Origin of the sequence: Mesorhizobium sp. M1334, assembly GCF_040317995.1 — a bacterium.
Classification (GTDB): Bacteria; Pseudomonadota; Alphaproteobacteria; order Rhizobiales; family Rhizobiaceae; genus Mesorhizobium.
Map to the genome: position 1 here is coordinate 1 of NZ_JAMYLM010000051.1, position 11,407 is coordinate 11,407.

General features: G+C 58.5%; 15 protein-coding genes. 7 read left to right on the plus strand and 8 right to left on the minus strand.

The features are described 5' to 3' along the window. Positions 1-181: 181 nt before the first annotated feature. Positions 182-1,018, plus strand: coding sequence for an NYN domain-containing protein (locus NKH17_RS32645; RefSeq protein ID WP_352899786.1), 837 nt, complete (start codon positions 182-184; stop codon positions 1,016-1,018). Between the two features lie 301 nt (positions 1,019-1,319). Here the strand turns inward: NKH17_RS32645 and NKH17_RS32650 are convergent, their stop codons facing one another. Continuing rightward, positions 1,320-1,799 carry a YybH family protein gene (locus NKH17_RS32650; protein WP_352899789.1) on the minus strand — a complete coding sequence of 160 codons (480 nt, stop codon included), beginning with the start codon at positions 1,797-1,799 and terminating at the stop codon, positions 1,320-1,322. Between the two features lie 180 nt (positions 1,800-1,979). Here NKH17_RS32650 and NKH17_RS32655 point away from each other — a divergent pair, with 180 nt between their 5' ends. Then, the gene (locus NKH17_RS32655; RefSeq protein WP_352899791.1) at positions 1,980-2,267 is read left to right on the plus strand and encodes a hypothetical protein; all 288 of its coding nucleotides are present in this window, start codon (positions 1,980-1,982) and stop codon (positions 2,265-2,267) included. A 208-nt stretch (positions 2,268-2,475) separates the two neighbouring features. Here NKH17_RS32655 and NKH17_RS32660 read toward each other — a convergent pair whose 3' ends face one another. Then, the gene (locus tag NKH17_RS32660; RefSeq protein WP_352899793.1) at positions 2,476-2,931 is read right to left on the minus strand and encodes a hypothetical protein; all 456 of its coding nucleotides are present in this window, start codon (positions 2,929-2,931) and stop codon (positions 2,476-2,478) included. 127 nt (positions 2,932-3,058) lie between these two features. Here NKH17_RS32660 and NKH17_RS32665 point away from each other — a divergent pair, with 127 nt between their 5' ends. After that, entirely contained in the window at positions 3,059-4,321 is a 1,263-nt protein-coding gene (locus tag NKH17_RS32665; protein WP_352899796.1) for a HEPN/Toprim-associated domain-containing protein, read from the plus strand. Between the two features lie 433 nt (positions 4,322-4,754). Here the strand turns inward: NKH17_RS32665 and NKH17_RS32670 are convergent, their stop codons facing one another. The 5 genes from NKH17_RS32670 to NKH17_RS32690 all read right to left on the minus strand — a co-directional run bounded on the left by NKH17_RS32670 (position 4,755) and on the right by NKH17_RS32690 (position 8,262). Then, complete coding sequence (locus NKH17_RS32670) at positions 4,755-5,459, minus strand: Abi-alpha family protein (RefSeq protein ID WP_352899799.1); 705 nt, start codon at positions 5,457-5,459, stop codon at positions 4,755-4,757. 231 nt (positions 5,460-5,690) lie between these two features. Further along, on the minus strand, positions 5,691-6,083 hold the full coding sequence (locus NKH17_RS32675) for a hypothetical protein (protein ID WP_352899802.1): 393 nt from the start codon (positions 6,081-6,083) through the stop codon (positions 5,691-5,693). 240 nt (positions 6,084-6,323) lie between these two features. After that, a complete protein-coding gene (locus NKH17_RS32680) occupies positions 6,324-6,998 on the minus strand; it encodes an acyl-homoserine-lactone synthase (RefSeq protein ID WP_352899805.1) in 675 nt (224 codons plus the stop codon). Between the two features lie 170 nt (positions 6,999-7,168). Next, complete coding sequence (locus NKH17_RS32685; protein WP_352899808.1) at positions 7,169-7,891, minus strand: LuxR family transcriptional regulator; 723 nt, start codon at positions 7,889-7,891, stop codon at positions 7,169-7,171. Positions 7,892-8,049: 158 nt separating this feature from the next. Next, a complete protein-coding gene (locus NKH17_RS32690) occupies positions 8,050-8,262 on the minus strand; it encodes a hypothetical protein (protein ID WP_352899811.1) in 213 nt (70 codons plus the stop codon). A gap of 56 nt (positions 8,263-8,318) precedes the next feature. On the opposite strand from NKH17_RS32690, the gene NKH17_RS32695 reads away from it, so the two are divergent. Both NKH17_RS32695 and NKH17_RS32700 read left to right on the plus strand, forming a co-directional pair. Then, positions 8,319-8,618, plus strand: a complete 300-nt coding sequence (locus NKH17_RS32695) for an N-formylglutamate amidohydrolase (protein WP_352477116.1) — start codon at positions 8,319-8,321, stop codon at positions 8,616-8,618. Beyond that, positions 8,615-8,782 (plus strand): hypothetical protein, encoded by a 168-nt coding sequence (locus NKH17_RS32700; protein WP_352477115.1) that lies wholly within the window; start codon positions 8,615-8,617, stop codon positions 8,780-8,782. Before NKH17_RS32695 ends, NKH17_RS32700 begins: the two co-directional genes overlap by 4 nt. A 67-nt stretch (positions 8,783-8,849) precedes the next feature. Here the strand turns inward: NKH17_RS32700 and NKH17_RS32705 are convergent, their stop codons facing one another. After that, positions 8,850-9,632: a hypothetical protein gene (locus NKH17_RS32705; RefSeq protein WP_352899815.1), complete on the minus strand. Its 783-nt coding sequence runs from the start codon at positions 9,630-9,632 to the stop codon at positions 8,850-8,852. A gap of 151 nt (positions 9,633-9,783) precedes the next feature. Between NKH17_RS32705 and NKH17_RS32710 the strand changes: the two genes are divergently transcribed. Next, positions 9,784-10,410 (plus strand): DUF4129 domain-containing protein, encoded by a 627-nt coding sequence (locus tag NKH17_RS32710; protein ID WP_352802407.1) that lies wholly within the window; start codon positions 9,784-9,786, stop codon positions 10,408-10,410. Beyond that, positions 10,407-11,407, plus strand: a 1,001-nt coding sequence (locus tag NKH17_RS32715; RefSeq protein WP_352973475.1) for a DUF4350 domain-containing protein, incomplete at its 3' end; no start/stop codon positions are given. The genes NKH17_RS32710 and NKH17_RS32715, both read left to right, overlap by 4 nt.

An 11,407-nucleotide genomic window follows, 5' to 3' on the forward strand; every position in this document is an offset into this window, starting at 1 on the left:
TTTTGCCGTCTGCTCCCACGTAGGCCCTCCGTCTCTCGCGATCGGGGGGATTCTTCGCACATTCACCTCATGCGCCGCACGAGGGGAGCGGCGTGGCGCTTACCGGACATCTGTAGAAGGCGGCACTCCTACCACGTGCGCGATAGGTCGAATTTGGCAACTCATAGGGGATGAAGGTGCGATGATCTTTGGAGGGGGCCATGCACCAAGGGAGCGAGAATACCTTTTTGTCGACGGTGGTTGCCTGCGAGCAAGCGTCAGGAAGATTTGTCAGGATTTATTTGGGGATGCGATCGCCTATCAACCGTATGTCCCAGCGATGGCAAGTGGGGCATACGACAAGATCTTCTTTTACGATGCTGTTCCGGGCAAGGCGCATGGAGAAGCCCAGGGCGCGTATGAAGCTCGTGTGCAGCCAGACTACGATCGCCTTGCGAAAATTCAGGCGCTGGATCGTGTCCACCTTGCACTTGGGCAAATCGTAGGGGCTGATAAGCGACAAAAAGGCGTCGATGTTAGACTAGCAGTTGATATGATGACCCACGCTTTCCGAGGCAACATATTGAAGGCAACACTGTTTGCGGCCGATTCCGATTTTGTTCCTCTCATCAAGTCCCTGGTCAGCGAGGGATTACATGTAACTCTCTGGCATCCCCCGCAGGCGAACGCTGAATTGAAGGGCGCGGCAGACAGCACGCGCCTATTCGATTTCAAGGCTAGCCACGATTGCATGACCGTTGATGGTCAGCAGTCGGCATTCCGATTTGGGGCATCTGGCGGTGGTTCGATGGTGCCTGCGAACGATGCATTGGATAACATTGTGACCGTGGGTGAACATGCGTACGCCGGTCGTTGGCAAGGTGGCACTCTGAGAGTTTGGCGCAGCGGTCCCGGAATAGGTTGGTCCTACGTGGATTTTTTGGCACCTGGCGCCAGCTTGGCGAGAGCGCTAACCGCGTTCGATTTGATATATCCTTGGGGTATTGCGGCCACAGGTGAGGACTGGATCGAAGTCTAGCCGCCTGTCTCCTTACCTACCACAGCCAAAAGTTGCTGGTGCACCTTGCCCGCGTTCCCGGTCTGTCGCATCCCCCGGCACCGTACGGGCGAGCCAAAGTGTTTTCACGTCCGAGGTGTTCCACAAGAACTGCTCATCGAGCATTGCCGCGTCGCCGATGTCGCGGTTTTCGATGCACCCGTGGGCCGAGAGCATCGCCGAGCAAATCGGCAAAGCCGTGAGAGACCGGAAAACGAGGCACGCGGCGAAAAGAAATTAGTGCACCGCCACCGTAATTCCTAAAACCTCTCCGCCAACCCTTCTACTCCCCGACAATGGACGTCGGCGGGCGTGCCGAGGTTATCGGATCGGCATGACGAAGGACGATCCTCCACGCGCCTTCCTCGCGCCGGAATATGGTGGTGACTCGAAGCGCAATCGGCACCAGTTTGTTGCCACCACCGACCTTGGATTGGAACCGCTCGACCTCGATGATGTATCCCAAGTCGGCAGTCGCATACTCCGAGATGCGCTCAAAGCCGATGGCCTTGCCGTGCCGGTAATTGGTGGCGGCCCGTTCCATGGTCTCAGCGGCCTTTCTCCATCCCTTCGCCGGCGGGCCAAAGGGATTGGCAATAATGACGTCGTCCTGTCGCGAGTAGAGATTTTTCAAGGGCTCAGGATCGCCCTTTACGAAGGCATCCAGAGCCAGATGATCCTGCTCGATAAATTTCGTCAGGTCGGAGGCTAACATCTTAACATCGCCACATGACTGAAAAGAGAACTCTATCACGCGCTTCATCCGCCCTTCGCCTTGCCGTAGGCGTTCGCGCTGGTGTCCGGAGTATAGATCAGAATTACGGTGAGTGCACTTTTTACAATGTCGCCCCCGCCGCATGGTGCACCTTGCCGGCGTTCCCGATCTGCCGCATCCCCAGCACCGTGCGGGCGATCCAAGGCATTTCATGGCGTCATTCGCGCCATGTCACCGCCGCATCAAAAGCTCCGCCCCGCCACCGTTCCGAACCCGTTGTTTTCCCGCGCCCATCCCGCCGACGCCAGCAACCCGCGAACAATCCCGGTCGCCGTGACCGAATCGGCAATCACCATGCTGGCCTCGCGCGGCACGCCCGACGCCGCGCAGATAAGGGCGGCAACGCGGTTCCGGTCATTGCCGGCAAGGATAAGCGGCAGCGCAGTCGCGGCCGATATGTTGCGCATGAGCCTCGACGATCTCGCTGGGCTGTGGGGCATGACGAACTCCGCGTGAGGGGATCGCCTTGCTGGCAAGGCTTCGCAGGGTCCTATCAACCGGAATCTTGTCGATCATCGTCCGTCCTCTCCGTTGCCACAGAGGACCGGTTTAGGCTTCTATTCGTTGTAATTGATGAGCTCTAAAACACCCTCTACGTAGGAATGGATATCAATGACGATCTTCCACTGGTCGCGCCGTGTACCCTCCAGTTCGACCGTCCCGTTCATTCCCCACATTGCCTCCGGATCATCTCGCTCATCTTGCGTTTCGTAAACTGGGCGAACATCCTCCGATGAATAATTTTGTTGCCGCACTCTCTGATCGTCTTGGTGACGTCCGGAGACCCTTCGTAAACACCGCCAAAATCCTGTTGCTCATCCTCTATGCGTTTGAGGTGTTTCTTATAGTCGACAGAGTCTTCCGCCCTGCTAAACGTGTCATCAAACGTTCGGACCAACAGCGCAAGTCTCAACAGCCGTTTCGACAGTTCTGCTTCAGCCATCGTGAAGCAAAGGATGTCGATTTCCGGAAACTGTGGGGCCTCGTGTCCATTCAAGCCTGTCCCCTGTCGGCTCATGCTGGCGGTTACGATGTTGTAGATTTCAAAGCACAGCAGGCGAATTTCACCTCTGTCCGTTAGGTGCGGCTTGAAGGCGTCATGCCAATATGGATTCGTCATCGCTTGCCTCCTTATGACCGGCCACCACTATCAGCATATTTGTGCTTGACGAGGGCCGACTGACGCCGGATGGCAGTTGACCGGTTCTAATTTCGGTCCGGGAGTGTGGATTTCTAGGTTCGCTGTCATGGGCTCGATGATTCAATTGGCTATCGGCCGCCTCGAAATCGAGTGGGGCAAAAACAGCGGTTTCACCGACTACTCCGCCCTGTTCCAAGGCGAGACAGACGTGGCAGATGTTCCCTACTACTACGCAGGTGACGAAGACGACCCCGACTTTGAAGGCGAGATGCGGTGGAAGCCCATCGTCGAGCTCAAAGAAGGGTTATCTAAGCCCCTCGTGCAGGTGATCGCCCGTCTCAATCTGCTGGGGCATACCTATGCCCAGTGCGAACCGGAGTTTGCCTTTCTTGCAAAGCTCGTTGGATTTGACGTCACCCGTTTCACTTTCGGGCACCTGCGCGACGCGCTGGCAAATGTCGATGTAAATACCGTTTCAGCCGACTATGGCGAGGGCGGTGAGGACTTCGGAAAGTTTTTCCGCCGCGAACTGGCGCCACGCCTAGGCCTGGTCAAACACTTCGAGGATGACCCGGTTGAATATGGCGCGGTGTCGCATGCAATGGAGAATTTGAGCGCTTATACCGTCATGCATTTGCTGGCGCGAAACCCCTGGGCGAGCGAACTGCACGTACAGTGGGCGTTCAATGATGTCGAGCAAGGTGGATATGCGTCCCGCGAAGACTTCGTTCGCCCGCTTGATCCTAGCAATCGCTTCCTGATCGTAACCGAGGGCAGTTCGGACGCCGCAATCCTGCGGCATGCCCTGAAGATCTTGCGCCCGCATGTCGCGGACTTTTTTGATTTCGTCGACATGGAGGAAGGCTACCCATTCTCGGGCACTGGCAACGTGTTTCGCTTTGTACAGGGACTGATTGGCATCTCCGTCCAAAATAAGGTTTTGGTCCTTTTCGACAACGATGCAGAAGGTGTTGCCAATTACCAACGGTGCAGGGAGCTTAAGGCCCTGCCAAACATGCGAATCCTCAAACTCCCCAATCTTCCCGCCTTCGGTTCGTTCGAGACGATTGGACCGAACGGGGAACTAATAGCGGATATCAACGGGCGCGCGGCCGCAATCGAGTGTTATCTGCATCTGGATCCGGGGGCGAGAGTGCGCTGGACCAGCTATAACGCAAAGTTGGAGGTGTATCAGGGCGAACTTGAAGAAAAGACGCGGTACATGCGCGACTTCCTCGGGCAGCGCGTCAGGCAATCCTCTTACGACTATTCCCGCATAGAAGCCGTCTTGGACACGATCACCGAGAGTGCCGTCGCGATGCGCGAGCCTGAGGTGGCAAAGAACTGGGCGCGCGAATTCGATGCATAAAGCCATGTCCTTTCTTGGCGCTGCTGATCGCTGCGTCTCGATAGAATGAGTTTTTCGGCGTCGGTGGCCATGGGCTATTTCCCCGGCTGTGCGGCGGCGGACCGATATCTCGGAACTTCGATAGACCCTATCGAAGTCGCATCCGCCTCGATGCCGGCCAGTTCGAATTCATGCGTGCCATCCATGAGTTCGCTTGGCGGTGGCATTCTCTTTTAGACTAGCTTCCGCCTGAAAGGTAGCGCTTGGTTACGGCCAGCCGTGGCGCAGAGCCGGATCACAGACGAATCTCGTTTATCCACGGACTGTAGAAACCCCACTGCCCAGTTTTTCGCCGGCAGAAAAAATTACGTCCGTTGGGGCGCCGCGGGCCTGTAATTGTGCAGCTTTGACAAGTTTGCGCCCGCCCCCTTCTAACGTCTGGTCGTTGAAGGCTTTACCCGGCCCCAGGTTCCTCGATCGCGGCTTTTAGCATCATCAACAGCGGCATCGCGGCGAACTCGCCTAGAGACGTTTCTATGATGAGCCTACATGGCCGCCGATGGTCTTCGTCTTCGTCCCACCCTATGGGGTCAGGACCATTTTCGAACGCGAAAAGGCCGAGTGCCGTAAGCCGCGACAAACTCTGGTTGAGCACTGCCTCTTCACCAAAGAAGTCCGCGGGTTTCTTAATGAGCGGGTCAGCGCGGCGTTGGCTCAATTCCTGGGATGATATTCCAGAAAGGATATTGAGGTCGTCGGGTTCAAGGTACCGGATGATGCCGATCAGCTGGCGGTTTGCAGTGACTCTTGGGTTTGCAGGATTCAGCGCATTTGCGAAATACGTCGCCCAAACATCCTGCAGCGTTTCGTCGGATTCATCTGAAATCCCTTCCAGCAAAGGCACACCGTTGCGGAAATCGATCGCCTTAAAGTTGGAGACACCGAGCTGCTTTAAACGCGCCTGCGTTTTGGCGACAACATTAGCGCGATTCATGACACGATAAGCAGCCGCCTTGTCGGCCATTGCCTCGGAAATATGATCGATTGCCTTGCCAAACGTCTTGGCAAAAAAGCCGCCGGCTTCGCTTGCAGCGTCAATGCCTTTTTGGCCGAGCTTCGCAATCTCCTGTGCCGCTTTGGCCTGTTCGTCGGCGATCATGGTGCTTCCCCCGCTTGTGCGCTCGAATTACGGTGACAGTGCACTTTTTACCATGTCGCTCCCGCCGCATGGTAAAAAGTGCACTGTCACCGTAATTCCTCTTTTGTCAGGCACAACGAACGTGGTCATTCGATACGCTACGTCGTTGAGCGAATGGAGCCAAGCCAAGAGCTGCTTGGCCCTACCAAATCAGCGACACGAAACGAATGCTCCGGCTAGCAAAGCAGCGAGCTACGCGTTGTATCTTATTGTGTCAAAATATGCCGTCCCATCCGGACGGCGCCCGCCAGCTGTTACCACTAGGGCTGATGCTTCTACAGCCCGCCTATAGCCTGCGACGGTCACTCCGTCCTTGGTGAACCATCCGCCTGTTTCGTTGCTGCCATCCTTGAATATGGTAATCGAGTCGACATCGTCGCGACCCTCTACTTTGTGCGGCTTACCATCATAGAACGCAGTGTATTTCCACTGGTAAGGCTTTCCTCCTTCAGTGCCCCTTACAGCCAACGTGTAGCCATTCTCGAGCTCGTCATACTTTCGCGTCTCGGTATTTGGGCTGAAGCCACTGGTAAATATGCTTTTTCTAGATTCTAGCTTCCATTCGGTTCCGAATAAATTAGGCATTGTTTTCTCCTCCACTATTTAAGCGCGTAATAGCGCGTTCACCTACATATTGGCCTTCTTCTTGTCTTTATGTGTTCATTTATCGCTCCTTGTCCGGCGAAAGCTGCATTAACGCATCGAAAGTATATCACAGTATACCTGGACCAGTGCAATTTTGGCCACCATACTCTTGGCAAACTTTAAACTTCTGGTCTGCAAACGATCCTGATGCGTTTCCTCCCATTTTTGAGAAACGCCAGTCTATAGAAGTCTGATTCCCTGCTCATGAAGCGGCCTGCCACAGGGTTCTTCGATAAACCGCACCTGCGATCCACGCCTCACCAGCAGCGAATGCTCAATCCCAAGTATCTTGCGCACACTCGCCAGCGCCGCCTCATTCACCTCGATATACGCGACGATATACCATTCGCCGTTTTCTTCCCTGGCCATGCCCATCGGCTCGGCGCGCCACTTCAGCGCGCCATGGTGGGGCATGAAGTAGGTTTCCTGGATGCCGCCGACGGCGCTGAGGCCCTCGTCGAGAGCGTATTCCATCACCGCGCAGCACAGCTGCGTCAGCGTGCCCCTCAGTCCGGCAGTGCGTTTGTCGGGAACGACGAATGTGCGGGTCCATTCGGCCCAATCGGGACGTCTTGGGACGCCCGATTTTTCACACATGTGAGAAAAAACCTCCGAGACCATGTGCGGCTCGCTCGTTGGGATCAATCGGGCCGAGGTCACCACGCGACCATCTTCAATACCGAGCAGGTAAGTCGCCGCGTCTGTATCGAATTGATCTAGCTCGCGACCGTCCGGGCTCGGAGGGCGCCAATGTTTCTGGTGCACGAAGAAATCGTGCCGCCGGCGCAGAAACTCGTCGAATTCGTTTTCATAGAGATGCTTGTTATGCGCATTGACTACGTGGGCCGTTATCATGGCGCGATCCCCCGATCGTTCTCAAAGGGATACTCGCAGTCGCGCTAATATACGTCACCTGTCCGATGGGACAGTTGACGCGGCTAGTAGCAGGACGGTCGTCCTGCTCTAGCTCTTTGTTTCTTCGCATGATCTTATCCGAAAAGTCTGCAACTTTTCGGGATCATGCTCTAGGGGTGGATCAGGCGCCGGCGCACCGCCTCGACGACCGCTTGCGTGGTCGTGCCGACGCCAAAAGCCTCTCGAGCCCGTGTCGAATGCCATTTGATAGTACGCTCGGTCAGGCCGAGAATCTGGGATGTCTCAGACGATGTCTTGCCGGCCGCGGCCCACAAGAGCACCTCTTTTTCGCGGTCGGTCAGCACGCCCTCATCGTCATCATCGTCATCCGCCAAGGCCTGGATCGACATGCCGGCGTAGACCGCCATGGTCACCAGTTGCACTTGATGGCGCGGCGACAGGGTGCAGGACTTCGCGGAAGAGGCAAACGACAGCACGGATTGCCAATGGTGAATGCTGAGCATTGGCACAGCGAAGCCGCTACAGATGCCGAACTCCGTCGCCTCGCCGGCGACGCGTCGGGAACCTTCCGTATCCGACCACTTTGCCGGAACTTCGGACCAAAGGAACGGCTTCAGGGTTTTTGCCGAGTAGATGCAAACACCATCGACGGCGGCATGCTCGGCCTCGACATAGCGTTCGAACCAGCCGGCCGGCCAGCCATTCAGTTCAACCATCGGCGCAAGTTTCTGACCGCTGAGGGGCACCCCGCTCAGGATAAGATGTTCGAAGCCGAGGTTCCTCACGGTATCAAGAAGGTCGCTCAGCAGCGGCCCGGTGGCTGTATGGTTCCTGCAGCGTTCGACAAAGTCGAACACGTCTGAATCGATCATGACAGAGACCCCCGTCTCCACGCCCGAAAACAAAGTTTAACTAAAATTAGCGACTTCGAATACTCCCAATAAGTGTGTCCGCCACGCAGGACGCGCGGACCAAAATCAGCTAAATCAGCCGGATTGTGATCAGCAACACAGGACCAAGCATGACGCCATCACTGCCGAAACGAAACGAGCCGTTCCGGGCCGGCGAAACCGCGCTGCTCTTGGTCGACATGCAGCGGGTCTGGCTCGAGCCCGGCGCCGATCCGGCGCATCCGGAGCGCGGTCCAGACCACTATTTCTACCGGCAGACGGCGTCGCAGACGACCCCCAACCAGGAGCGCCTGCTGGCGGCGGCGCGGGCCAATGGCGTCGAGATGATCCACACCATCATCCAGCGCCTGACAGAGGACGGCCGCTTGGTTCCAGCGGCAGCATTCCGGTGCAATCGGAAGACATCCCCGGCAATGTCGGCCTCGATCCGGAGGAACGAAGCCGGCGTGCCGAAATCATGTTCGCGCCGTTTCATGACCGCGTGGCCGCCCATCTCGACGACCGGGCGAAGCAGGGCAGAGCGACGCGGATCGCGACGATCCACTCCTTCACGCCGGTCTTCCTCGGTGTTGGCAGGCCCTGGCACGCCGGCGTGCTTTACGACCACGCAATCGAGTTCGGCCAGGCAGCGCTTGCCGGCCTGCGCGCCGACATTGCGCTCAATGTCGCGCGAACGAGCCCTACGTGATCAGCCGCGACGGCGACTACGCCATACCGGTCCATGGCGACGATCCCGGCATTCCCGCCGTCCTAATCGAGATCAGGCAGGACCTGCTGGCGGGCCGCTCCGGCATCGAGGAATGGGCGAAGCGGCTGGCCACAGCGTTACCGGCGCAGACAAAGGCTTTGTGAACAAGCTCGGCTGCTCGAGCGCAACGCGAGAGCCGAGCCGTCGGTGAAAAGCCGGAGCGAACGATCGCTACGAGAAGATTTGCGACAGTTCTTCGACCCTGGTGCCTTCCTTGACCTGACGCAGCTCGACATAGCTGACCGCCGTGGCCACCGACAGCACCATCGACAGTACGGTCGACACCAAGGCTGCCAACACATCTGCAATGATCCCACCCAACATGACGATGACTGCCAGCATCACCCACTGGATGACCATCGCGATGATCATCAGGATCAGGAACAGGCCAAATAGCGGCCAGCGGTTGCCCTTGGTCAGGACGCGGCTGCGCGACATCGAACCGAACACGCCAAGCCGCTCCTGGATCAGAACCGGCACCGCCACGCACCATCCGAGCCACAAGATGATGCCGGGAACCAGCAAGGCTATCGACGCCAGGCCCACACCCAGGCCGACGAGCAGGCCAATACCAAGGGTCGGCAGCAAATTGCGGATGGCTATCTGAATGCAGTCGCCAAACGTCGGCCGCTTGCCGTTCAAGTCCTCGATCGTCGCCCGCACCAGCGCCGACTGGAGCAGCAGCGCGAAAACGAACGATAGCAATCCCGTAATAACCGTAATCCATGAATTCTGAAACACCATAGAGGGATCGGCCGCGGCGCCGGGGTCGCCATGCAGAACCGCATCTATTTGCGGTTGGCTCCACAGCCGAAGAATAATCGCCGGCAAGCCTGAAAACAGGAGCGCGAGCCCAACGCACAAGCCGATGTTGCGGCCGATCACGGCGAAGCTGTTGTTGAACACCCTGCCGATCTCGAATTTCTCAGGCCGTTCCAGTGTCGTTGAAGCCATGATTTCCCCCCGTGTTTCGCCGTAACAGTATCACGGCGCCCCTAACAGTAATTCTGCCAAGATTAACCGTCGCCGTCCAGCCCACTTGCAATTGTTCCGCTGCATTGTCAGTGTCGGCTCGGAACCACAGGTTGCAGGGGAGCGGGTGGCGGTGGCACAGCCAGGCACAGCGGAAGCCGAACGGCTGACCAATCTGCACAAGCAGTTGATCGCCGATGAGTCGATCCAGTTCGACCTGCCGGCCTATATGCCACCAAAGCCGCCCGAGTGGCTGAAGCCGCTGCAGGATTTTTTGTCGTGGCTCGGCCCCTACATGATCTATCTGTTCTGGGGGGCGGTGATATCGGGCGTCGCAATCATCCTGCTTTTGGTCTTCGTCGAGGTGAAAGGCATCGCCTGGCGGCTGCCGTGGCAGCGCGCGCGGCCCGAAGTCGAAGACGAAGAAGCTTGGCGCCCAGACGCCGGCGCCGCGCAGATCCTGTTGTCGCAAGCGGATGCGTTGGCCGCACGCGGCGACTATGACGAGGCGGTTCACCTTTTGCTTCGGCGCAGCGTCGCCGACATTGCCGGCCGGCTGCCGGACTTCCTGCGCCCGTCGCTCACCGCGCGCGACATCGCCAATGCCCCTTCCCTGCCGGGAAGGGCACGCCATGCGTTCACCGAGATCGCCCGCATCGTCGAGGCGGCGCTCTTCGCGCGCCGGCCGGTTGGCGCGGAGGGCTGGCGGCAAGCACGCGGCGCCTATGAACGTTTCGCCTTCCGGGAAGCCTGGACGTGAGCGCACCAGCGGTCGAGGCGCAGGAGCCGTTCAATCGAAAGACACTGTTTTGGGGGATTTTCGCCAGCCTGCTTGCGGCGGCCGGTTTCTTCCTGCTGTCCACCTATGCTCCCGATTTCCGGCAACCCGGCAATGGCGGCGCCACGCCGCTGTCGAAGAGCGGCGTCGGCTACGCCGGTCTGGTGGAATGGCTGCGGCTCACCGGCGAGGCGCCGGCCATGGCGCGGACGGAGGACGATCTCGGCACCGACACACTGCTGATCGTCACCATCTCGCCCGACAGCGACCAGGAGGCGCTTGACCGCATTCTTGAGCTTCGCCAGGACCAGAACACGCTCTTCGTGTTGCCCAAATGGCAGATCCTGCCGCTGCAGGGGCATGAAGGCTGGAACATGAAATTCGGGCGATTGCCCGGTTCGGTGGTGAGCGAATGGCTTGGCCGCATCGCCGATGCGAAGATCGGTGCCGGCCAGAGCACGGCAAAGCAACTCGACATCGAAGGCAACATGGTTGCCGCACCCGAAGAATTGCAGTGGGTGGCCGACAAGTACCCTCTCATCGCAGCCGGCAATGACAAGGCTGTGCTTACCGAACTGGACGACAAGCCGTTCTATATCCTGACCGACCCCGACCTGATCAACAACGCCGCCCTCAAGGACCCCGAGAAGGCAGCAGCCGCGCTCGGGCTGATTGCCTTGCTCCAGCCCGACGACGGCCCCGTGATGTTCGATCTGACGCTGCACGGCGCGGGGCGGAAGTATGATCTGGCCAAGCTTCTGGTCGAGCCGCCGTTCCTGGCGCTGACACTGACGATCCTGATCGCGGCAGCCCTGGCGTTCCTGCATGGCCTTGGCCGGTTCGGCCCGCCGCGTATAGACCCCCGCGCGCTAGCCGTCTGGAAGCGGGGGCGGGGGGCTACGCCGGCGCTTGTCATGCGGCGGGGCCGGCGGGGGGGGGGGGGGGGGGGGCGCCGATGGGGCGGTTTTGGGGTGGGGGG

What these genes read in the sequence shown, in the direction of transcription:
- NKH17_RS32645 (WP_352899786.1), top strand. Translation starts at nt 182, where the DNA reads ATGATCTTTGGAGGGGGCCATGCACCAAGGGAGCGAGAATACCTTTTT.
- NKH17_RS32650 (WP_352899789.1), bottom strand. Translation starts at nt 1,799, where the DNA reads ATGAAGCGCGTGATAGAGTTCTCTTTTCAGTCATGTGGCGATGTTAAG.
- NKH17_RS32655 (WP_352899791.1), top strand. Translation starts at nt 1,980, where the DNA reads ATGTCACCGCCGCATCAAAAGCTCCGCCCCGCCACCGTTCCGAACCCG.
- NKH17_RS32660 (WP_352899793.1), bottom strand. Translation starts at nt 2,931, where the DNA reads ATGACGAATCCATATTGGCATGACGCCTTCAAGCCGCACCTAACGGAC.
- NKH17_RS32665 (WP_352899796.1), top strand. Translation starts at nt 3,059, where the DNA reads ATGGGCTCGATGATTCAATTGGCTATCGGCCGCCTCGAAATCGAGTGG.
- NKH17_RS32670 (WP_352899799.1), bottom strand. Translation starts at nt 5,459, where the DNA reads ATGATCGCCGACGAACAGGCCAAAGCGGCACAGGAGATTGCGAAGCTC.
- NKH17_RS32675 (WP_352899802.1), bottom strand. Translation starts at nt 6,083, where the DNA reads ATGCCTAATTTATTCGGAACCGAATGGAAGCTAGAATCTAGAAAAAGC.
- NKH17_RS32680 (WP_352899805.1), bottom strand. Translation starts at nt 6,998, where the DNA reads ATGATAACGGCCCACGTAGTCAATGCGCATAACAAGCATCTCTATGAA.
- NKH17_RS32685 (WP_352899808.1), bottom strand. Translation starts at nt 7,891, where the DNA reads ATGATCGATTCAGACGTGTTCGACTTTGTCGAACGCTGCAGGAACCAT.
- NKH17_RS32705 (WP_352899815.1), bottom strand. Translation starts at nt 9,632, where the DNA reads ATGGCTTCAACGACACTGGAACGGCCTGAGAAATTCGAGATCGGCAGG.